18 protein-coding genes are annotated in these 21,738 nt (G+C 54.2%); 7 read left to right on the top strand and 11 right to left on the bottom strand.

Translation table 11 applies throughout. The features are described 5' to 3' along the window. Positions 1-12: 12 nt before the first annotated feature. From rpoN to dnaX, 4 genes are all read right to left on the bottom strand, one after another. The gene (gene rpoN, locus RID21_RS15185; RefSeq protein ID WP_350190230.1) at positions 13-1,503 is read right to left on the bottom strand and encodes an RNA polymerase factor sigma-54; all 1,491 of its coding nucleotides are present in this window, start codon (positions 1,501-1,503) and stop codon (positions 13-15) included. Positions 1,504-1,560: 57 nt separating this feature from the next. Further along, positions 1,561-2,187 (bottom strand): recombination mediator RecR, encoded by a 627-nt coding sequence (recR, locus tag RID21_RS15180; RefSeq protein ID WP_350190228.1) that lies wholly within the window; start codon positions 2,185-2,187, stop codon positions 1,561-1,563. Between the two features lie 82 nt (positions 2,188-2,269). Further along, positions 2,270-2,623: a YbaB/EbfC family nucleoid-associated protein gene (locus RID21_RS15175; RefSeq protein WP_350190226.1), complete on the bottom strand. Its 354-nt coding sequence runs from the start codon at positions 2,621-2,623 to the stop codon at positions 2,270-2,272. Between the two features lie 2 nt (positions 2,624-2,625). After that, positions 2,626-4,413, bottom strand: coding sequence for a DNA polymerase III subunit gamma/tau (gene dnaX / locus RID21_RS15170; RefSeq protein WP_350190224.1), 1,788 nt, complete (start codon positions 4,411-4,413; stop codon positions 2,626-2,628). 421 nt (positions 4,414-4,834) lie between these two features. Between dnaX and RID21_RS15165 the strand changes: the two genes are divergently transcribed. Continuing rightward, positions 4,835-6,166, top strand: a complete 1,332-nt coding sequence (locus RID21_RS15165; RefSeq protein WP_350190222.1) for an amidase — start codon at positions 4,835-4,837, stop codon at positions 6,164-6,166. 89 nt (positions 6,167-6,255) lie between these two features. On the opposite strand, the gene RID21_RS15160 is transcribed toward RID21_RS15165, so the two are convergent. The 3 genes from RID21_RS15160 to RID21_RS15150 all read right to left on the bottom strand — a co-directional run bounded on the left by RID21_RS15160 (position 6,256) and on the right by RID21_RS15150 (position 9,288). Further along, positions 6,256-7,263 (bottom strand): acyl-CoA desaturase, encoded by a 1,008-nt coding sequence (locus tag RID21_RS15160; protein WP_350190220.1) that lies wholly within the window; start codon positions 7,261-7,263, stop codon positions 6,256-6,258. Positions 7,264-7,480: 217 nt separating this feature from the next. Next, entirely contained in the window at positions 7,481-8,215 is a 735-nt protein-coding gene (locus tag RID21_RS15155) for a response regulator transcription factor (RefSeq protein WP_350190218.1), read from the bottom strand. Further along, complete coding sequence (locus RID21_RS15150; protein WP_350190216.1) at positions 8,212-9,288, bottom strand: sensor histidine kinase; 1,077 nt, start codon at positions 9,286-9,288, stop codon at positions 8,212-8,214. Before RID21_RS15150 ends, RID21_RS15155 begins: the two co-directional genes overlap by 4 nt. 276 nt (positions 9,289-9,564) lie before the next feature. Between RID21_RS15150 and RID21_RS15145 the strand changes: the two genes are divergently transcribed. The 3 genes from RID21_RS15145 (at position 9,565) to RID21_RS15135 (ending at position 11,953) form a co-directional block, all read left to right on the top strand. Then, positions 9,565-9,999, top strand: coding sequence for a DUF2784 domain-containing protein (locus tag RID21_RS15145; RefSeq protein WP_350190214.1), 435 nt, complete (start codon positions 9,565-9,567; stop codon positions 9,997-9,999). Between the two features lie 130 nt (positions 10,000-10,129). After that, entirely contained in the window at positions 10,130-10,858 is a 729-nt protein-coding gene (locus RID21_RS15140; protein WP_145440247.1) for an SDR family oxidoreductase, read from the top strand. A gap of 39 nt (positions 10,859-10,897) precedes the next feature. Further along, positions 10,898-11,953, top strand: coding sequence for a YheT family hydrolase (locus RID21_RS15135; protein ID WP_350190212.1), 1,056 nt, complete (start codon positions 10,898-10,900; stop codon positions 11,951-11,953). A gap of 51 nt (positions 11,954-12,004) precedes the next feature. On the opposite strand, the gene RID21_RS15130 is transcribed toward RID21_RS15135, so the two are convergent. Continuing rightward, the gene (locus RID21_RS15130) at positions 12,005-13,441 is read right to left on the bottom strand and encodes an aldehyde dehydrogenase family protein (RefSeq protein WP_350190210.1); all 1,437 of its coding nucleotides are present in this window, start codon (positions 13,439-13,441) and stop codon (positions 12,005-12,007) included. Between the two features lie 151 nt (positions 13,442-13,592). Then, positions 13,593-14,696 carry a hypothetical protein gene (locus RID21_RS15125; RefSeq protein ID WP_350190208.1) on the bottom strand — a complete coding sequence of 368 codons (1,104 nt, stop codon included), beginning with the start codon at positions 14,694-14,696 and terminating at the stop codon, positions 13,593-13,595. A 428-nt stretch (positions 14,697-15,124) separates the two neighbouring features. Between RID21_RS15125 and RID21_RS15120 the strand changes: the two genes are divergently transcribed. Then, positions 15,125-15,700, top strand: a complete 576-nt coding sequence (locus RID21_RS15120) for a GNAT family N-acetyltransferase (RefSeq protein WP_350190206.1) — start codon at positions 15,125-15,127, stop codon at positions 15,698-15,700. Between the two features lie 61 nt (positions 15,701-15,761). Here RID21_RS15120 and RID21_RS15115 read toward each other — a convergent pair whose 3' ends face one another. Next, the gene (locus RID21_RS15115) at positions 15,762-17,084 is read right to left on the bottom strand and encodes a mandelate racemase/muconate lactonizing enzyme family protein (protein ID WP_350190204.1); all 1,323 of its coding nucleotides are present in this window, start codon (positions 17,082-17,084) and stop codon (positions 15,762-15,764) included. 720 nt (positions 17,085-17,804) lie between these two features. Here RID21_RS15115 and RID21_RS15110 point away from each other — a divergent pair. Next, positions 17,805-19,055, top strand: a complete 1,251-nt coding sequence (locus RID21_RS15110; RefSeq protein WP_350190202.1) for a M16 family metallopeptidase — start codon at positions 17,805-17,807, stop codon at positions 19,053-19,055. Further along, positions 19,042-20,274: a M16 family metallopeptidase gene (locus RID21_RS15105; RefSeq protein WP_145184444.1), complete on the top strand. Its 1,233-nt coding sequence runs from the start codon at positions 19,042-19,044 to the stop codon at positions 20,272-20,274. The genes RID21_RS15110 and RID21_RS15105 overlap by 14 nt, the downstream gene beginning before the upstream one ends. A gap of 599 nt (positions 20,275-20,873) precedes the next feature. Here the strand turns inward: RID21_RS15105 and RID21_RS15100 are convergent. Next, positions 20,874-21,476 carry a hypothetical protein gene (locus tag RID21_RS15100; RefSeq protein WP_145040511.1) on the bottom strand — a complete coding sequence of 201 codons (603 nt, stop codon included), beginning with the start codon at positions 21,474-21,476 and terminating at the stop codon, positions 20,874-20,876. Positions 21,477-21,738 lie beyond the last annotated feature (262 nt).

Below are 21,738 nucleotides of genomic sequence, written 5' to 3'. Positions count from 1 at the left end.
AGTGGTGACCGCTTAATACTCACGCCGCTGTCGAGATGAGGGGATATTCATCGCTTTGCGATATTTGGTCACAGTTCGTCGCGCGAGGTTGTAACCTTCCTTCGCCAGGGCATCGACTAAAGCATCATCACTGAGCGGTTTGCTTTTGTCTTCTCCATCGATGATCTCTTTCATCTTGAGACGGATAATGCCCCAGGCCACGTCTTCCCCGTCGGAGGTCTTGGTACCGCCGCCAAAGAAACGCTTGAGAGGATACAAGCCACGCGGCGTCTGGATCCATTTATCATCGACGGCACGCGAGACCGTCGTGACGTGTACGCCCACCACATCTGCAATCTGCTGCATTTTAAGGGGGACGATGTATTCCGGACCGTTATCAAGGAAGTCGGTCTGGAAATCGACAATCGCCTGCGCCACGCGTTTCAAAGTGCTGTGCCGCTGTTCGATGGCTTCAATCAACCATTTGGCGGCATCGATCTTTTTCTTGATGTAGTCTTTGGTCTGATCGTCATTTTTATTGCGGAGCAGTTGCGCGTAATGTCGGCTGATCCGCAGTGGTGGCGTGTACTCATTCTCAAGTTCGACCACATACTTGCCGTTTTCGTCTTTTTTGACAAAGACATCCGGCGTCACTTTCAACACCGGCTCCGATTCAAATCCACGTCCCGGGAATGGATCCAGGTAACGCAGATAGGACATCGCATTTTTGATGGTATCGATCGAATAGCCGGTCTTACGCTGGATGACGGGTAACCGGTTCTGCCCCAGATCTTCCAGGTGTGACGTGATCAGGGTGACCAGCACGTCGCGATAGGGTGCATCCGGTTTGAGTTGCAGGAGCAGACACTCTTTCAGATCCCGCGCCCCCACGCCAGGAGGATCGCATTTCTGAATGAGGTGCAGGGCGGTCTCGGCCTCTTCCTGCGAGATTGATTTTCCATAGACCTGCACGATCTCGGGCAGGGAACTTTGCAGCCGACCATTATGGTCGAGGTTCTGAATCAGATATTCGCCGAAGTCCTTGATCTCGTGAGAGCAGGAAAAGTAATGAAACTGTTCCAACAGGTATTCATTAATGGTCTGCTGGCGTTCTGAAATATTGGCGACCGCATCGTTGTTGCGTTCGATGTCTTCGCTGATCCGGTTCGACGAAGGCTTGGTCGCGGAAGTCACATTGTCTTCCGGCCACTGTTCTGCCATCTCGAGCAGCCGTTCGAAATCGGACTCGTTGTTGGTTTCGTTGCCGGCGACCATCTCTTTTTCGTCGAGCTTGTAACTGTTGGCATCGTCGTCAGCCTGACTCCGCATCAGTTCCGTTTCGGTATCGGTTGTCCCTTCAGTATCGCTGACGCGTTCCAGGCAGACGTTCTCTGCCAGCTCCTGGTCAATGCGTTCCTCCAGCGCCTGTAACGGGAGCTGCAGAATTTCCATGGACTGGATCATCCGGGGAGCCAGCTTCATCTGCTGGCCCAGTTTCATTTGTTGTGAAATATTCAGATGCATATATTATCCGAATTCAAACTCATCATGGTTGTTAAAGAAACAAATGAAAATGAAAACCTAGAACCTTTGTCGTCCCTGCAAGGCATCCGCCAACATCTCTTTATTCGCAAATTCCAGGACGCTCCCGGAAGCAATTCCGCGCGCCAGCCTGGTAATTTCCACATTTTCGTGTTCGAGCAGATTCGAAATGTAGAGCGCAGTCCCGTCCCCTTCCAGGGTCGGATTGGTAGCCATAATAATTTCCTGAACACCATCCTGCTTCACACGTCGCACCAGGGCATTGATCGTCAAATCATCGGGACCGACTCCTTCCAGGGGAGAAATTCGCCCCTGCAGCACATGATACACACCTTGAAATGAACTGGTGGCTTCCAGAGAAACCACATCCCGGGGCTGCTCGACAACGCAGACCAGTTTTTTATCCCGTCGCGGATCCGCACAGATACTGCAGACTTCGTGTTCGGTCAGGTTGAAGCAGATCTTGCAGGGATGAATCGCCTGTTTTACGGCAATGATGGCATCTGCCAGTTGACGCGCCTCGGCCTCAGGAATCGAGAGGACATAGTGTGCCAGACGTTCCGCCGACTTGCGACCGATTCCGGGCAGCGTAGCAAACTGGTCAATCAATTGCCCCACGCTGGAACCGTAAGGATGAGACTGATTCTCTCTTCCACGAAACGACATAAAAGTGAACTCTTTAAAATGAGAAATCGATGAACGAGAACCAGCGAGCCTGGCTGGAAATCAGGGGGAGGAGCCCCTCAGCCTATGAATTGGGATTGAACTTGGACAATGCCTCATCGAGACCGGGGATATTCAGACCTCCTGTGATTTGAGCCATTTCTTCCGCTGCGCCTTCGCGGGCTTTATCGAGAGCGGCATTGGTTGCTGCGGTAACCAGATCTTCCAGCATTTCCTTATCACCGCTCTCCATCAGTGTCTGATCAATGGTGACACCCAGAATTTTCTGCTGGCCGTTTGCTTCTACAGTCACCATGCCACCACCTGCGGCGCCTTCGAACTTCAGCTTGGCCAGTTTGTCCTGCATTTCCTGCATCCGTCCCTGCATTTCCGAAAACTGCTTCATCATGCCGGCCAGATTTCCCAGTCCTTTAAACATGGCTATGATTCCTCTTTTTTCTCTTCCGTTTTGACTTTTAAGACATCCACTCGCACGCTCTGGGCATTAAACACAGTCAGAGCCTCTTGCAGAAATTCATCTCCAGCAGGTGCCAGATCTCGTTTTTCTACCCGTTTTTTTTGTGCCAGTGTGTTATTTTCATCTGCGGCCTCTTCAGCCTCTGCTGGCTCCTGAACAATCAGGCGGATCTTGGCCCGCTCTCCTGTCAGTTTTTCCAATGCTGCTTCGAGTTTGACCAACATCTCAGGTCGTTCGCAGTATTGTTTTGCGAAATTATAGCTCTTGGAGAATTGTAAATCCAGCTGTTTCGGCCCAGAAATTGCTATTGACGCCACTCCCTTCAGGGAGTCTTTCAACAGATCCCCTGTATTTTCAATAAGTTGCGACAACAGTAAACTTTCCATCCCAGCCCGTAGTGGAATCAAATCCCGGGCAGGAGGAGTGCTTTCAATTGAATTTGACGCTACAACCGATTGATTTTCATTTTTTTTTTCAATTTTTTTTTGATCGACAGCCGGTTGAGGAGCTGGTTCCGGACGGGAAGGGGCTTCCCGGGGAGGGGGAGCGGGAGCCGAAACCGGGGCTGCGGAGACCGCGGGAGGGGGAGCGGCTGCCATCGCTGGCACAGCCCCTCCTGATTTCACAAACGCACACAACTGGTCGAGGTCTTCCAGCAGAGACATCCGGATCAACGCCAGCTCGACCAGGGCACGACCATGGCTGGCGCGGAACATTTTATTCCGCGATTCATTCAATACCTGAAACGCGGCCAGACAGGTATGAATCCCCCAGACCTCTGCCTGTCGTTGCAGGCTCTCCCGATTATTTTCCGAGATGGCCAGCAGCGTAACATCATTGGCGCCACTCGCCACGACCGACAGATCGCGCAGGTAATTCAGGAGCTGATCAACCAGCTCATTGAGCTGCACGCCTGAGGTCAGGGCCGCATCAAACAGTGAGAGCGCCACATCCCGCTTTTGCTGCATCAACGCATCCAGCAGTTCAATCAAACGCTCATCACTGGCAGTCCCCAGAATACGGTGCACGCCTTCTGCAGTCAGTTTATCTTCACCAAACGAAAGCAGCTGGTCAAAAATGGACTGGCTGTCACGCATTGAACCGCCGGCCCGCCGGGCAACCAGTTGGATGGCATCATCGGCAACCGTGACCCCTTCTGCTTCCGCAATCTGCCTGAGTCGCTCACAGATACTTGTCTCTTCGATATATCCGAAATCGAACCGCTGACAACGGGACAGAATCGTATCGGGTAACTTGTTCGGCTCGGTTGTACAGAAGATGAATTTAACGTTCGGAGGCGGCTCTTCCAGCGTTTTCAGCAGCGCGTTGAAGGCCTCTTTCGTCAGCATGTGCACTTCGTCGATGATGTAGATCTTGTATTTCGATCGCATCGAACGCACATTGACATTGGCCCGCAGAGATCGGATATCATCAATCCCGCGGTTCGAGGCACCATCGATTTCCAGTACGTCGACATCGCTGCCTGTCGCGATGTTCTGACAGATTTCGCACTCGCCGCAGGGAATTCCATCCTGCGTGTTGGGACAGTTCAGCGCCTTGGCTAAAATTCGGGCCATCGACGTTTTACCGACTCCGCGGGCACCGGTAAACAGGTAGGCGTGGGCAACCCGGTCTCCCCGGATGGCGTTCTGCAGCGCCCGGGCGACCATTTCCTGTCCCACCACTTCCGAGAAGTTTTGCGGGCGAAAACGACGGGCCAGCACGGTGTACTGTAGTGATTGTTTGGACATGCGTAACTTCAGAGATCGAAATCAAATAGAGGCATTGTTTGGCAAACGGCAATCGTCTGACTGCTCAAACATCTACAATAGGAGACTCCGGGCTGTTTATCCAGTGAGAGAGTAGCCCTGATTGAGATCTGCATCGCGAATCGACACGGGAAATAAAAACAGGGGCGAAATACTGCCCCCTCGTACACCTGGAATAAACCGCTGTGGGCTGCTTCGGTTAAGATCTGACCCGGTCAACGACTACCCCACCATACTCGGGGACAGCATTCCGCCCCTGAATTGATAGCGTATCAACGCGTGAACCATGCATTATGGAGCTAATTTTCCAATCGTCAACCCACTGCCATTTGATTTCCGACCCGGAATCATTGAAAATCAAAAAAACCTGTGATAATCCGCACCCATATATCAGAAACCGATTATGAATCTGTTCCAGACACCACCTCAAACCATCGCAGACACACAACAGGCCCTCAAGGCAGGCACGCTCTCGTGCCGCGAACTTCTGGAACAGTGCTTCCGAAAAATCGATGCGGAAGAAGATGTCATCCACGCCTGGGCTTACCTTGATCGCGAGTCCGCCTTCCAACAGGCTGATGAACTGGACGCGGAAATTCAACGAGGCGTCTGGCGGGGTCCGCTGCATGGCATCCCCGTCGGCATCAAGGACATCATCGATGTCAAAGGTATGCCCACCCGGGCCGGGCTGGAATCGCGCGACGAGACCCCTGCCTCCCAGGACGCGAGACTGGTCGCTAATTTGCGGCTGGAAGGTGCTGTCTTTCCCGGCAAAACAGTGACGACGCAACTTGCCAGTTTTGATCCGCCCCCTACGCGTAACCCCTGGAACAAGGCACACACGCCTGGTGGTTCGTCAAGTGGTTCTGCCGCCGCTGTCGCTGCAGGCATGTGCCTGGCTGCAGTGGGCACCCAGACCGGAGGCTCCATCATTCGCCCGGCTGCGTATTGCGGAGTTGCCGGGCTGAAGCCCACATTTGGAATGGTTGACCGAAATGGCGTCATCCTGCTCTCGGATCATCTGGATCATGTCGGACCGATTGCCCAAACCGTGGTTGACCTGGTTATCATGCTGGACTGTATGACCGACCAGGCGACATATCTGCCATTACTCGTGGAGCCGGTGATCGAACCACCGCGGATCGGCTGGCTTTCCGGTTTTTTCTCAGCGCGTGCGGAACCCGAAATGCAACAGGCGCTCACAATGGCTTCCGATGAACTGAACGCCGCTGGTGCTCCGATTCGAGAATGTCCACTGCCATCCGAATTTGATTCGATCCTGGAAGAGCACTTGAGCCTGATGCAGTACGAAATGTTGCACCAGTTAGGCGAGGATTACGAACAGAACCGGGAACATTATGGTCCTGCGATCAGCGACGTCCTCGAAGCGGGCAGGGGAGTTTCCCAGGAACGCTATCAGGCCTGCCTGGACTACCAGAATACAATCAGCCAGATCATGCGACGCTGTTTCGCCCGTTCCGAAATCCTGATCTCTCCCGCCACCTTTGGAGCAGCTCCCGACACGACAACGACCGGGAATCCTGGTATGAATGCCCCCTGGAGCCTGACCGGTTTCCCGACGATCACCATTCCGGTCGCTGTCAGTGAGACCGGCCTGCCGCTGGGAATCCAGATCACTGGACATCCCGATAAATTTGACGATCTGCTCAAAGCCGCTCAGTGGTGCGAAAACGTCTTAAGACCGGGGTATCTGGAACAGATTAAACAAGGCTGACATCCTCTTTAATCTCATTCATGCATAAAAAAAGCCCTGACCGGTTTTCGCCAGTCAGGGCTTTTTCAATATTTATTCAATGAACGTGTTTACTTCGCGACTACGATACCGTTCTTACCAGGCTCCGGATCAATTTCCGGCTCGGCATTCTTCTGAGGAATCCGATCGTTAACATCGTATGCCTGCCCGATAGCCCGCAGTGCTTTGATGGACCACCAGGTAATGTCGAATTCCCATTTGCGGTGACCGGCGGGTGCCACGGAAGGATGGGCGTGGTGATTGTTATGCCAGCCTTCGCCGTAAGCGACGATTGCGACCCACCACAGGTTCTTGGACTGATCGGTCGTTTCATAGTTGCGGTAACCCCACAGGTGTGTCGCGGAGTTCACAAACCAGGTTGAGTTGTAAACAAATGCCATCCGGGCACACAGGCCCCAGAGCAGCATTGACCAGGCCATGTACATTCCGCCCATTGCGTATCCAATGCCGAACAGGACGAAGCCGGAACCAACCACCCAGAGTCCGTAGGTCTTTTCGAAGAACTGCAGCATCTTACGATCTTTCATGTCGGGCACATAGTGCTCGAAGAACTTCTGGTTGACTTCCTTGCTGCGATAAACGAACAGCCAGAGCAGGTGAGACCAGAAGGTTCCCTCAAACGGAGAGTGCGGATCACCGTGCTTGTCAGATTTCTGGTGATGCAGGCGATGAGTCGCGGCCCAGGTCAGCGGTGAACCTTCGCCCGACAGCACGCCACAGAGCAACACGAAGAACTCAGCAGGAGCACGCAGCTTCATGGATTTATGTGAGAGGTAACGGTGGTAGCCCAGGCAGATGCCAATACTGGCGGTGGCCCAGTGCAGTACCAGACAGGTCACGACGGCCTGCCAGGAGATGAAGAAAAACGCCGCGACAGCACCGATGTGAATGCCTGCCATCCACAACAGAATGACCCAGTCCACATTACTCCATTTCAGGTTCTCTTTGTGGAACCTGGAAATGATCTGCTCGCGCTCTTCGCGTTTTTTGGATTTCTTCGGCTGAGCTGTAACCGTGGATTGATTCTCAGGAGGTTGCTCTAAGATGACACTCGCCATAATATCCTCATCGTTTCGTTAGATGTCTTGATGGTTTATTTGCAGAAACCAGACTTCCGCTGATCTCTCACTTGGGCGGAATTCTAACAATGAGTTCGTCACGAGGTGTCTGGGAAGGGTCATATAATTGTCAAAGTTATGTCAAAGTTAAAAAAAGTCTGCAATTTCAGGGCTTAGAGCCGAAAACCCTCAAGAAATCGCACACTTGTCCACTCGATCACTCCGACATTTCTTCCGGCATGAAGCGATATCCGGCCCCACGTACGGAAACAATGTGCACTGGTTCGGCAGGATTGCTCTCGACCAGTTTTCGCAGCCGCAGCACGAAATTATCGATGGTACGGGTGGTCACAAAGGCAGATTGCTCGCCCCAGACGTCGTCCAGAATCTGGGCTCGCGTCAGCACCATTCCCTCATGCTCGATGAAATACTGGAGCAGCCGCAACTCCAGGTTGGTCAGGCTTTTCCTCTCGCCATCGACTTCGATTTCAAATGCTTCAAAGTCCACCGTCACATTACCGAACTGGTATTCATTGGGCATCTTCCGCGTCGTGACTGGTGCTTTCTGGACCAGGCTTTTCCGCTTGAGCAGGTTCTTGACGCGGCTCAACAGTTCGGGCAGGGCGAACGGCTTCGTCATATACTGATCGGTCCCGCAATCGAAGGCGTAGGCCTTGTCTTCACTCAGCTCGCGGGCACTGAGGACCAGGATTGGCACGACTTCGTCGATCCGGCGGATCTCCTTGGCAATTTCATATCCGCTCATTCCCGGCAGCATCAGGTCCAGTACGACCAGGTCAATACTCTCCCCGTCCGACTCATAGCATTCTTCGAAATGACGGATCGCAGTGGGACCGTCCTCGGCAGTCAGTACCGTATAACCTTCCTGTTCGAAGTTGAACTTTAAACCCTGTGCGAGTGCTTTTTCGTCTTCAACAACAAGTAACTTCATGCTTCCGCTTTCCCTGGCAAATCGATGGCAAATACGCTCCCGGCCTGGTCCAGTCGATCATGTACGGTGACTTTGCCGCCCAGCAGATGTACCAGTGTCCGTACAATATACAGGCCCAGTCCCGTTCCTGTTTTGCGCCGCTCCAGCTCACTTTCGCCTCGATAGAAGATTTTAAAGATCTCTTTGCGGATTTCCGGATCGACCCCTTCGCCATTATCCATCACTCGGGAAATCACCCGGCCACCACTGCTCACGCGAACTTGAATCTGAACCTTCGGCACATCACCGCCATACTTGATGGCATTGTCGATCACGTTGCGAAAGATCATTTCCAGTAGAATTCTGCGTGTATGTACCGTGGCGGCCTCAAAATCGAACTCGCATACCTGGTCGATATCCAGTTGACGACGATTACATTCCAGCTTGGCACAGTGGCGAATCAAAGGTTCCAGCAGAATGTCTTCCGGATCGGACTGCATCCCCAGCGCATCCAGACGTTTCACCTCCAGGAGCTGCGAAATCAGATGATCCAGTCGTTCCAGCTCAGTCTTCATCGTGACATAAAATTCGCCTCGCTGCTCATCAGAAAGCTGACGAAGCTGTAGTGTTTCCAGGTAAAGTCTCAGCGAAGCGAGTGGTGTTTTCAGTTCGTGCGTCACACTGTCGATAAAATCAGACTGACGTTGATTCAGGCGAACTTCCTTGATGGTCAGCACGAGATACAGCGAGAGTCCCACCAGAATCAACACGAAGACGACCGTACCGATCGCCAGGGCCGTCCACCAGTAGATTTGCGCCGCCAGAATGATCCAGAACACCATGAGTGCGACGTTCAGGATCATCAGTACGACACTTAAGGTGATCGGTAACCGTAATCGTCCCCGCCGCACTTTTCTCATCAGCGTTTCCGTCCCGCGATTAGTAGAACGCGCGTCTGCTGCGACTGAAGACTTCGCCGAGGCAGAGCGTCCCTCATTCTGTTGCTGTTCTGCGGATGACTTCACAGTTTCTTTTCCGATGCGTGTTCCCAAAATTCGACGTCCCGTCATCAACACACCTATATCCATCTTCATGGCTGACTCATCGATTGAGCATGATATCGACGGTCATTCGGAACTCAACGCCATTATAGCGAAGTCTCCTTGAACTGAATATAAGTCGTGCTGCCAATCATCATAACTTCATTTTCACAAATCGCCACTCAGAGTCCAGTTCGGTACAATTTGAGAATTCTCTCTCATTTTCAGGAATATTCAATCAACCCGGCGTCTCCTAAGAGAGAGCCTCTGGATTAAAAGTTATTCCCGTCTACAGTTTCCTGTCTCGCTGGAAGAAGTGAAGAAGTGGAGATGAATTTTCACGATACCCAATTTCTGAGCAAGCTGGCCGCGGATACCATTGTGGTGATTCACTTCACCTTTGTGCTGTTCGTTCTGATCGGACAGTTGCTGATCATGCTCGGCGCCCTGGCCGGATGGAACTGGATTCGCAATTTCAAATTCCGGCTGATCCACCTGGGTTCGATTCTGTTCGTCGTAGCCGAATCCCTGCTGGGTATCGTCTGTCCGCTGACCACGCTGGAAAAATGGTTGCGTGACCAGGCGGGAGAAACCTCTTATGAGGGTGATTTTATTGCCAGTTGGGTCCATGATGCGCTCTTTTTCGATGCGGCTCCCTGGGTCTTTACGGTCTGCTATACGCTGTTCGGGCTGCTGGTTCTGCTCACATTTCTCTTCGCGCCCCCGCGTCGAAAACCCTCTGTACAGACGCCTGCGGAAGCCTGAATTATCCCGGTTTCCCTCTGCACATCATTTCTTTTCAATCTGATTTTTCGTAAGATTGGGACAGGTTCCAACTGAGGACCCGCCTTGAATTGACCCACCTGTCTATATCACCAGATTGAGAAACAGAAACATGCCAGGATTAGAAAATAAGAAAGTTGTTGTTACCGGGGGAGGGACTGGAATCGGAGAGGCCTGTGCCCTCATATTAGCCCAGGCCGGTGCGGATGTCGTCGTGGGTGGCCGTCGTCAGGAACCACTGGAGAAAGTTGCTGCCAAGGCCGAAGGCAAAGTTGACTACCATGTGATCGATGTCGCCGATCGTGACAGCGTTGCGGCTTTCTTCAAAGCAGCCAACGAGAAACTGGGCCAGATTGACATCCTCGTCCATTGTGCCGGCATCAACTGCCGAGACCGCTCCATGGAAGTTGTCTCCCCGGAGGACTGGGATCGCCTGATGACTGTTAACGCGACCGGAGCTTTCAACTGCATGCAGGCGGTTTTGCCCCAGATGCGGGAACGCCAGGACGGACTGATCATTAATATCTGTTCGATTTCCGGTTTGCGGGCTGCTCTGCTCGGCGGCGTCGCCTATAATGCATCCAAGTTTGCGATGACTGCGCTGGGAACCACCGTCGCCCAGGAGGAAAAAGACCGTGGGATTCGAGTTTCCACCATATACCCGGGTGAAGTTGAAACTCCGATTCTGGACGAACGGCCTGTGCCCGTCAGCAAAGAACATCGCGCCAAAATTCTGCAGCCCGAGGACGTTGCTGCTGCCGTTTTGATGATCAGCCAGTTACCGCCTCGTGCTCACGTTCAGGATCTGACCATCAAGCCGACCACCGCGGCCTTCGTCTGATTCGCTAATTTCAAGTGTGTTCCGCAGGAATCAAGCTGAATGAAGAGTGATCTGGTATTTCCACCGTTTGTGCCGCATCGTCTCTATAAAAACCCTCATCTGCAGACGATCGTAGGGCAGTTTCACTCGCGTGTGAAAACGCCCTATCAGGCAGAGCAGCATTCGTGCCGCCTGCCTGACAGCGACCTGTTGATTCTGCACGATGACTGCCCGGGCCCCTGGAAACCGGGGGACCGCGTAGTAATCCTGCTGCACGGCTTGTCGGGATGTCACCAGAGTTCTTACATGATCCGCCTGGCACATAAGCTGAATGCGCGGGGAGTTCGTGTGTTTCGCATGGATCTCCGCGGCTGTGGGGCAGGGACGGGACTTGCTAAATCTCCGTACCACGCCGGCAGCTTTCACGACCTGCAGGTCGCCCTCGAACAGATCGAGTTCATGTGCCCGCGTTCGCCGATCGGCGTCGTGGGTTTTTCCCTCGGCGGCACAATCACACTGAATTACCTTGCCCGTCACAAACCGGGTTCGGAACTCGTCGATCGGGCGCTGGTCCTCAATCCGCCGCTCCGCCTCGCAGAAAGTGTCCATGTATTTGGCAAACCTCTATTCGGTCGCTACCAGCGGCACTTTGTAACGAACCTCATCAAACAGATCCGCAAGTCGCATCAGTACCAGGAACACACTCACAAAATCACCGGAGCGAACTATCCACGCACGCTACTTGAATTCGACGATCAGTTCACTGCACCGCTGGCCGGTTTTGAGTCTGCCGAAGATTATTACAACCGCTGCAGCCCCTGTGATGTCCTGCCGGAAATCTCGGTTCCGACGCTGATTATCTCCGCCAAGGACGACCCGCTGATCCCGTTTGAATCCTACCAGCCCGCGATTGAAAAACTCGCGAACCACGACAAGGTCACCCTGTATCTCACAGAGCAGGGGGGACACCTCGGCTTCATCGCAGGTCCTTCCAGCGATCCCGATCCGCGGTGGTCCGACTGGCGAATCGTGCAATGGTTGATGTCAGATTCTCCTGAAGCACTGGCCAGCCAGATCCGGGAGCAGACTCACTCCTCACTGATTCAGACCGCCTGATTTTCACCAGACGGTCTGCAGTGAGAATTCGAAACATGTAACCTGGCCGGCTCAGTGAGCGGCCGGAGGTTCGTTCTGGAAGGCACGCGCCCGGAACAGGAATTCGACAATATTCCCTTCGTGCGGCTGCAACCAGTTCAGAGCATTCGTCTTCACCGGACCGATATTCAACCGGTCGATCTGTGTTGCATCCAGCAGCTGCTGCGTCCAGTCCTGATCTTCAGTAAATACAGAGCAGACCAGCGTCATGCCGATCTTTTTCAGCATGTCTTTCTGTTCGCATTTCACGACCGATGCCATGGGGAACATGTACTCGGTGTTCGCCAGCGTCGCGTCGGGATTGTCACAGTGCACGATGGTCGGACGCAGATAATCGCAGCGTTCCATCTCGATCAATCGATCACCGTCGCGATACTTTTCAGTCACTTCGGTCACGCCGGACTCTTTGAGTCCTTCTTCAATCTGACCATTCATCGCCTTGGCGGCACCGGTCATGGTGAACGCAGCCAATGGAGCTTCGGGATCGGTCATCGAGGTTGGTCCAACCGGTCCCAGCCGTTTGGCGATCGCGTCTGCAATCTCTTCAGTATGCCGCGATGCCCAGACGCCGGATGCGTTGACGCAACTGCGACCACCGTTCAGGTAGATACTGTCCACGATCAGGTCGAGGTAATCTTCCCACTGGTCCACAACATCGTCGCCAATCAGAATCTTACTAAATCCGGGACCGTGCGCCTGCACGTTCGGGTTCGCCTTGTACTTATCGATGGTCTGCTGACCGCCGAAGACCATCACCCGCTTACAGAGCTCGGTCACCGTGGAACCCACATCGTGAGGTCCCGGATAGACGGAGATACATTCCCGCGGAATCCCCGCCTGGCAGAAGGCTTCGGTCATCCGATAAGGGGTCCAGGGCTCAGATGATCCCGGCTTCAGTACCAGGCCGATCTGCATCGGCAGGATCGGCATCCAGAGTGTGTGCACGCCTGGTGAGTTAGAAGGTAGCACGAGTCCCAGTACCGGCGAATTGGCCTGATAGCTCAGCATCACGCCACGCTCTTCTTTACCATACCCCTTTGTCAGAATATCCAGTGGCAGACCGCGGGTCAGGGCGTCGAGAATCTCGTCCATGTGTTCCAGCACGAAGGAAACCTTCTTCATGTTGCTGGCACACATCCACTCGGGCATCCCGGTACTGGCAGACTGAATCCGGCAGAACTCTTCGGGAGTCTGTGTTCCGTTGCCCAGCGGAAGTTCCGCCGTCATGTAGAGTTCGGCTGCTTTCTTGCAGATTTCCAGCAGCTTGGGAATCGGAATCTCTCGCAGCAGGTCGCGTGCCCGCTGTGCTTTCCGCATGTCCATTTTCACCAGACCGGCGTTGGCCTGATGCACTTTGGCGAGAGGCTCGCCTGTTTCAAAATGAACGACTTCCTGTTGGTCGAAACTTTCGTAAGGGGTACCCCAGCGAAGTACAGGTATTTCCAGCACGGCGGCTATCCTTTGTGAATTCAATGCAAATCAGGCAGCAATTTGCATCCAGGCAAAATAGTTCAGAAGTTCAATCCGGTACAGACAGTCGGAACAACAGCGACCGCCTGAATGACGGTCGCCGATCTCTGACTGCTCGAGCACTTGCGTCTTAGTAAACGCCCACCGTGGTCGACGAAGCAATTTTGTGGAAGGGACGCACACCACTCACGCCATCCCAGGGATACTTGACGTGTGGCTCTTCGCGTTCCCCTTCATCGCGTTCCAGGAAACCGGGAATGAACAGTTCTTTAGTCATGGTAAACAGCTTCACGCGGCCGGTTTCACCGTAACCCACCACCTTGGTGTGATCGTCGAAATCAACCACGCGAATCGCAGCACGGGGCTGCGGTGCATAATAAGTGATTTTGTAGTTGTCAGCCGGATCGAATGGCTTACCGCAGGCCAGCCCCATCAGCGTGTTGCCGTAGGTCGGGGTGATGAAGACGTTCTCACCCAGCAGCTCTTCTCGGGCAAAACGGTACCACTGTTGTGTGAATTCGGTTCCACCACAGAAGATCCCTTTAATGCCGGCTTCTTCGATGCTCGAACCTTCGTCCATCAGACGCATGGCCAGGGCTTCCAGCAGTTTGGGAGTGGTAAACATACACTTGATGTCATGCCCCGCACTCAGGATCGTCATTGCCTGATCGATCACGTGATTACTGTATTCTTTAACTTCGTCGATCTTGCCTTTCTTGATCAGCTTGACCACCCAGCGGGGGTCGAGGTCGACGCAGAAGGAGATCCCGCCCCGATGCTGAGCCATGTGCTCAACAGCCAGACGCAGACGACGCGGCCCCGACGGGCCCAGCATCAGCCAGTTGGCGCCTTTGGGGAAATACTCATCGGGCAGGGTATCGCTGAAGTTTTCATAGTCGATACGGAAGTCGTCGATTACCACGCGTGACTTGGGAATCCCTGTCGTACCGCCAGTCTCGAAGACGTAGGTCGGCTTCCCCTGCAGTGCCTTGGGAATCCAGCGATCAACCGGCCCGCCCCGCAGTTCATCATCTTCGAACAGCGGAAACTTGTTCAAGTCCTCGAAGCAGTTCACATCGGTCAGCGGATCGAAGTCGAACGACTTCGCTTTTTCCAGCCAGTAGGGAGATCCCGTTTCCGGATTGAAGTGCCACTGCACGTGCTCGCGCGTGTGAGCATCGAGTATGTCCTGATGCTGTTTTACCAATTCGTCAAGGTTACTGTTGTCGGTCACTGTGAGAATCACTCCAAACAGGGTAGGAACAGAGGCGGGGAGTCATCATGTTCACCAGGAAACATGAACTCTAACGGTTAGTTCATTCTAGAAGTTTCACCCGTTTTTTCAACTAAGGGAAACAGCCACAATTTCAGATCCGACAATCCCGCAGCACCACTCCCGGAACTTGAGTGAAAACCTCGAAATTTGAATTCGCATCTCCTGTTTTTCTTCATTGGACAGTTCCAGCCCGCATTTTAAGTAAATCACGCGAACTGCTACCATCGGGTACATCAGCCACGACAGGCACCCGCTACAGGAAAATCAGCGCTTTCCTGCCGAATCGAACTCCCCAGATTGACACTAGTATAGAGAATGGTAAAATTAAGTATTCTAATTATCCGGTCCGTTTTCGATCCGACTCCTCGTGCAGCAGCGAGCTTCTCATGGACTTCACCGAAACATACTTTCGTAGATTCCGCATGGAAATCGACCTGCTCAACGCGCGCCTGGTAGACGACCCACTGCCCGAAGGCTACCGCTGGTGTCCCTGGGAACTGACCACGCTCGACCGTCACGCCATCACCAAGTACCACAGCTTCCGCTCCGAACTCGACGCCCGCGTCTTTCCCTGCCTGGGAGACATCGACGGCTGTCGCAAACTGATGCGTGATATCTCGACACAACGCAACTTCCTGCCCGGCGGTACCTGGCTCATTACCTGGGACGGCATGGGCAATGAAGAACCCGTCGACTGTGGCACGATTCAGGCCATCGTCCCCAGCCGCATCATGGGGGCGATTCAGAACGTCGGCATCACCCCCAAACACCGCGGACTCGGACTCGGCAGGGCACTGGTCACCAAATGCCTTATCGGTTTCCGCGAAGCCGGTGTCAAACGGGCTTACCTCGAAGTCACCGCCGAGAATGAACCCGCCATCAACCTCTACCGGTCGATCGGCTTCCGCCTCACACGGACCCTCTACAAACCCAGCCACTACGTCGAAGCTCCCTCGCTCTAAGCAGGGTTCACGCTCCGGTTCTTAATCAGTTCTCTTCGAACATGCTGCTGGCTGCCGTCGCCTATCCTTTGATTAATAACGGCTTGGTGTTCGACTTCTGATACAGTTCTTTCCATTCCTTTGAACCATCGTTCGGAACCAGTCGCGTGTCGACGCCCCGCTCAAAGTAAGGCACATTACCATCGCGGGCCGGGTTCAGGACAAAGTTGACTTCACCCGTGTTGCCGAAGTACATCTTCCGTCCGTCTTTCCACGTCGTTTCAATCAAACGCGGCGGTTCAGGACGAGACTCCGGTTTTTCGACGCGTAACTTCTCAAGCATGTCCCGATTCAGTTCATATCCCAGGCCCGGCTTGTCAGGGACTTGAGCAAACCCTTCTTTGACCACAATCGGCTCCGTCAACAGATTGTACTTGTACAACTGGTGACAATTCACAGCAGGCCAGGTGGCATGACTCAGCACCGCACCGAAATGCAGCGAGAAAGCAGCCGTAATCCCCGTACCCACCAGCTGTAACCAGAACGGTTTATCCGCCATCGCAGCCACGGCTCCCGATGCCATCAGCTCGCGCGCACCATGCCCGATCACGAAGCCATCGCAGATGTTTTCGCGAATCGCAATCAGCGGGTCGGGCGTTCCATAATGCATGGCGATATTTACATCGGTCGCCGCCATCAGAATTTTGTTTCCCGCCACGTCATCCTGGAAAATCGGAGATTCAAAAATATCGACCTGCGGATACTGCGCCAGATCTGCCAGGATCGGCAGGGCACGCTCTGCGTCCAGCAGCGTGTCGTTGAAGTCCATGTCGATCTTGAACTCCTTCGGCACCACTTTGCTGGCCTCTTCAACCTGGGCCCACACGTCGTACCACGGACGTCCTTTCGTCTTGTAGGACATGTAACCCTGCTTGTAAGCCTCGGCACATTCCAGCGCCATATCCTCAACCGAAGTATCAATATTCCACCATGAAAGGGGAGTCTTGTCGTGAACCTTCCTCCCCAGCAACGCATGCACGGGAACTTCTGCTGCTTTCGCGACCGCATCAAACAGCGCCATCTGCAACCCAGCTCCCAGATCGTCATCCCACATCAGCTCGGCCGCATTCTTACCCTGCGCCCGCTCTACGGCTTCATCTGAAGTGGCGTTCCAGGTGTAATAGAGCAGCGTCTCACCGAAGCCAACGTGCCCCGATTTCAAATGCACTTCCACAATTTCGGTATACTGCCAATGCGGTAATTCGCGTGCCATGTTCCGGGCAGGCACTTCACGATAGGGAACTTTCACCGTCGTTCGCTCGATCTTTTCGACGCGTAAATGCTGGGGTGATGCCTTTTTCTCTGCAGCCTGAATTGAGTCGGAGATCATCTTCATTATTCCCATACCTGCCACTCCAGCCAGACTCCGGCGCAGGAATCGTCTTCTGGAAATTCGGTTCATTGCTGTCGACTTGTTATGTGCTCGCACCAGGGGATTCCTTTGTCTGGGGGGATTCTTCGGGAGGGACTCAAGTTGAAACGGGAACGCTGCCGGAATCATCTCTCATCCCATCTTAACATCAACAACCCCCAATATGTCCAGCGCCTGACAATTTTTTCTCACTTTTATCAACACCACTGAACCCCACATGGATAGCCCCGAATGTAATTCGGGGCGAGCACAGCGAGCAGGAAACTGACAGTAAAACATTGCGAAAGCTTCCCTCAGCACCTCCACACCGGGTGGTCTCGGATGCAATCCGAGATTGCCGCAGGCAACAGGAGGTCCCAGCTCAACGATACAATCCATATTCAACTCCCCAACCCCTTCCGTAGGGCGCCATCTGTTGGCTTGTCCAACAGTGAAAAAACAGAAACCTCCCCAATCGATAAAACCCGATCTCAGCCTCCCCCAATTCATCTCAACCATTTGCAGCAACACTCCCATCCCAGCCCGAAATGACACTACCAATTCACCAGCCGAGTCGCTAAGATCGCCCCAGTATTTCCGATAACATCCAACTGCAGAACGACAAACGCTGTCTCCCTTCAGCCGAGACCCACCGCGACGCCCGTTCTGCTCACAGTTTATACCGTCTCTCCAGTCAGGAAGGTTGCAACCCGTATGGGCAAACAACTGATTCAAACGCATCGTTTTCCAAACGGGCTGACACTGGTGACCGAGTCGATGCCCGACGTCCAGTCGGCCGCATTCACGATCATGGTCCCCGGCGGCAGCATTTACGATCCCCCCGACAAACACGGCACCGCCAGCATCCTCGCCGATCTGATCTCCCGCGGAGCAGGGGAGTACGACAGCCAGCAGCTCTCCAGTGCCCTCGACAACCTCGGCGTTCAGCGACACGAAGGCGTCTCCAACGCCCACATCACCTTCACCGGGGCAACCCTCGCGGACAAGATCGGCGAAACCCTCAAAATCTATGCCCATATCATTCGTGAGCCACATCTGCCCGAGGACCAGTTCGATGCCTCCCGCGCCGGCGTCGCTCAGGCCCTCTTGTCGGTCGAAGACGATGCCCGGCAGAAAGCACTCGTCGAACTCAAACGCCGCGCCTTTCCCGCTCCCTGGGGACTTCCCAGTGACGGCGAACTCGCGCACCTGGCAGGCATCACCATCGATGATGTCCGCACCCATTACAATGCAGGCTTCCATCCCGACGACACTATCATCGGAATCGCCGGCAACATCGACTTCGACGAAGTCCGCGATCTCATCGAAAGCCTCTTCGGCGACTGGGAACCCAGTGCCGGCCGCGAAGAACCCGCTCTGGATTTCCCGACCGAGAAAACCTTCTTCACCGAACAGGAAACCACCCAGACACACCTCGGCGTCGCTTATGACGCCGTCCCCTACGGCCATCCCGACTATTACACCGCCTGGGCCGCCGTCGGCATCCTCAGTGGCGGCATGAGCGCCCGCCTGTTTACCGAAGTCCGCGAAAAGCGGGGGCTCTGCTACACCGTCTCCGCCTCGCTCGTCGGCATGCCGGGCATCGGGCGTGTCCTCTGTTACGCAGGCACCACCTCCGAACGGGCCCAGGAAACACTCGACGTCACGCTCCACGAACTCCAGCGACTCGGCGAAGGCATCGACATCTCCGAACTCGAACGCTGTAAGGCCCGCGCCAAAAGCTCGCTGATCATGTCGCAGGAATCGACATCTTCCCGCGCTGCTTCGATCGCCCGCGACTGGTTCTATCTCAAACATATTACGACCCTCGATCAGATTCACGACGAAATTCAGCAGCTCACGACCGACCGAATTCTTGGTTATGTCCACGCTCATCCCGCCGCCAATTTCACCGTCTTAACGATCGGCCCCAAACCGCTGGAGGTGCCCCGTGATCTTTCATGAAACCAAACTGGACAACGGCCTGCAGATCATCGCCGAACTCAATCCCAACGCACACAGCCTCGCCATCGGCTACTTCGTCCGCACCGGCTCGCGCGATGAAACCGCCGACGTCTCCGGCGTCAGTCACTTCCTCGAGCACATGGCCTTCAAGGGGAACGAAAAATACACGGCCGACGATGTCAACCGCATCTTCGACGAGATCGGTGCGAACTATAACGCCTCGACCAGCGAAGAGATCACCCTCTATTACGGTTCGTTTCTCCCCGAGTACATCGACACCGCGATGGAGCTGCTCTCCACGCTGATCCACCCCAGTCTCCGCCAGGACGACTTCGACATGGAGAAGAAGGTCATCCTCGAAGAGATCGGCATGTACGACGACCTGCACAGCTTCACCGCCTACGAAAAAGTGATGCAGGCCCACTTCCAGGGCCACCCGCTGGGACAGAGCATCCTCGGTTCCGTACAGTCCATCACCGACCTCACCGCAGAGCAGATGCGCGATTACCACGCGAAACATTACCTCGCCGGTAACCTCACCCTCGCGGTCGCCGGCAACGCCGACTGGCACAAGGTCCTCGAGCTCGCACACAAATTCTGCGACCACTGGCCCGGCGGACAGACAGACCGTCCCACCGACGAAGCCCAGCCCAAAACCGGCACGCAGATCATCACCGAGAAGAAGACCCAGCAGCAGCACATCATGCAGCTCGCTCCGGCTCCTTCCGCCCGCGACATCCTGCGACTCCCCGCAGAAATCCTCGCGGTCGTCATCGGCGACGACTCCAACAGCCGCCTGTACTGGAAGCTGGTCGACCCCGGCCTGGCCGAATCCGCCGAGATCGGCTTCAACGAATACGACGGCAGCGGCACCTGGCTGACCTATCTCTGTTCCGAACCTGATCTGATTGAAAGTAACCTCCAGTTGATCCAGCAGATCTTCGACGACGTGAACCAGAATGGCATCACCCAGGAAGAACTGGACCGCGCCAAAAACAAACTCGCCTCGCGACTGGTCCTCCGCAGCGAACGCCCCATGGGCCGCCTCTCCTCCCTGGGAGGCAACTGGGTCTACCGCCAGAAGTACTACTCCGTCGCCGACGATCTCGAACTCTTAAACAACATCTCACTGGACGACATCCAGGAACTCCTGAAAAAATACCCCCTCGGCCACAGCACCACCGCCGCCGTAGGCCCCATGACAACCGTAGTCGATTAACCAGGAAACCCAAGCCCCTGAGCGGCAAGGCGCTAGCCGCCGGTAATCGATCAAACAACCAATCCACCAACCAGCAACAAAACCCATTCCCCTCACAACCCCTGGGTGGTCCCGGATGAAATCCGGGATTGCCGCAGGCAACAAGAGGTCCCAGCTCAACCACACAATCCACACTCATCTCCCCAACCCCAACCGTAGGGTGCGGACCCACGTGTCCGCCCGCCGCGCAACAAACAACCACATAACACTCCCCAACAGCACCAGATGAACCCCCACCGACTGCCATCTGTTGGTACGTCCAACAGTGCCAGGGGATCGCACATCCCCACACCAACAAACCCCACATCTACCAAACCTCCTGAGCGGCTAGGCGCTAGCCGCCGGTAATCGATCAAACAACCAACCCACCAACCAGCAACAGAACCCATTCCCCTCACAACCACCGGGTGGTCCCGGATAAAATCCGGGATTGCCGCAGGCAACAAGAGGTCTCAGACCAACCAAACAATCCACATCCATCTCCCCAATCCCTTCCGACGCACCGGGTGCCATGTGTCCGGTCTAAATAGCTCGTCCATCAGTACCAGGAGATCGCATCACTAATCGCGAACTTCAACGATCTTCCAGAAAATCCCAAGCTGATCTGTTTTCTGTTTCACCAGATCCGCGAAGACATAGTGATCCTTGAGATAACTTCTATCGAATCCAAATTCAGTACCGTCATACCGATAAATAATAAAACTGCGACTCGTAGTCTTGGGCAGAATACGATTCAGCGGCGGGACCAGCAGAGGGGGGCTTTCAATACTTACAGTTTCCAGCACCCAGCGAATCTGATCCCAGGTATAAACTTCAACTCGCTGATCACGAATGACACAAAAACCGTTTTCCCCCAGGAATACGCTCAAGGAAGCAACCGACCGTAGCCAGCGCAATAAGAAAATACTGGCAACCATCATTCCGATTCCAAAAACGCAACCAAAGCCTAACGAAAACAGTGTCTCTCCTTTCCCACCGATACCGGGAAGACGATCGTGCTGCCTGATTAATTTTGTCGCACAATAAATCAGAAAATAGCTTCCACACCCGAAGATCAGCACCACCATGATATAGCCCGCCGCTTGATGCAAACGACTGGGCCGGAACTGCGCTTCCAACTCGCCCAGGTTCAAATCTTCAATGATCTCCGCTGGTTCTGACATAAGTCTCTATCCTGAAATTACCGAGCACTCTATTTGAGAATTCACTTCAAAAAACACTCGTCTATTACACAAGCCCTCTCTCCGATTAACAACAGGAAACTCAAACCAAAGCCCCCGCAAACCTCCTGAGCGGCAAGGCGCTAGTAACTCCGATTACAAATAGTTTCCCACCAGAGCAAATTGTTGCCATTGCTTCCTGGTTTTCCTGAGTTCTCTCCAGGTGCGGGGGCGTTCGATCTGCTGTTGTTTCTGTGTGCGGTGG

This window comes from Gimesia sp., from assembly GCF_040219335.1.
Taxonomy (GTDB): domain Bacteria; phylum Planctomycetota; class Planctomycetia; order Planctomycetales; family Planctomycetaceae; genus Gimesia.
Note: the sequence above shows the minus strand (reverse complement) of the source record. Positions and strands in the feature narration are given on the sequence as shown.

Bases quoted from the DNA above. Each gene is read 5' to 3' on its own strand.
- rpoN (WP_350190230.1), bottom strand. From the start codon at position 1,503: ATGCATCTGAATATTTCACAACAAATGAAACTGGGCCAGCAGATGAAG.
- recR (WP_350190228.1), bottom strand. From the start codon at position 2,187: ATGTCGTTTCGTGGAAGAGAGAATCAGTCTCATCCTTACGGTTCCAGC.
- RID21_RS15175 (WP_350190226.1), bottom strand. From the start codon at position 2,623: ATGTTTAAAGGACTGGGAAATCTGGCCGGCATGATGAAGCAGTTTTCG.
- dnaX (WP_350190224.1), bottom strand. From the start codon at position 4,413: ATGTCCAAACAATCACTACAGTACACCGTGCTGGCCCGTCGTTTTCGC.
- RID21_RS15165 (WP_350190222.1), top strand. From the start codon at position 4,835: ATGAATCTGTTCCAGACACCACCTCAAACCATCGCAGACACACAACAG.
- RID21_RS15160 (WP_350190220.1), bottom strand. From the start codon at position 7,263: ATGGCGAGTGTCATCTTAGAGCAACCTCCTGAGAATCAATCCACGGTT.
- RID21_RS15155 (WP_350190218.1), bottom strand. From the start codon at position 8,215: ATGAAGTTACTTGTTGTTGAAGACGAAAAAGCACTCGCACAGGGTTTA.
- RID21_RS15150 (WP_350190216.1), bottom strand. From the start codon at position 9,288: ATGAAGATGGATATAGGTGTGTTGATGACGGGACGTCGAATTTTGGGA.
- RID21_RS15145 (WP_350190214.1), top strand. From the start codon at position 9,565: ATGAATTTTCACGATACCCAATTTCTGAGCAAGCTGGCCGCGGATACC.
- RID21_RS15140 (WP_145440247.1), top strand. From the start codon at position 10,130: ATGCCAGGATTAGAAAATAAGAAAGTTGTTGTTACCGGGGGAGGGACT.
- RID21_RS15135 (WP_350190212.1), top strand. From the start codon at position 10,898: ATGAAGAGTGATCTGGTATTTCCACCGTTTGTGCCGCATCGTCTCTAT.
- RID21_RS15120 (WP_350190206.1), top strand. From the start codon at position 15,125: ATGGACTTCACCGAAACATACTTTCGTAGATTCCGCATGGAAATCGAC.
- RID21_RS15115 (WP_350190204.1), bottom strand. From the start codon at position 17,084: ATGGGAATAATGAAGATGATCTCCGACTCAATTCAGGCTGCAGAGAAA.
- RID21_RS15110 (WP_350190202.1), top strand. From the start codon at position 17,805: ATGGGCAAACAACTGATTCAAACGCATCGTTTTCCAAACGGGCTGACA.
- RID21_RS15100 (WP_145040511.1), bottom strand. From the start codon at position 21,476: ATGTCAGAACCAGCGGAGATCATTGAAGATTTGAACCTGGGCGAGTTG.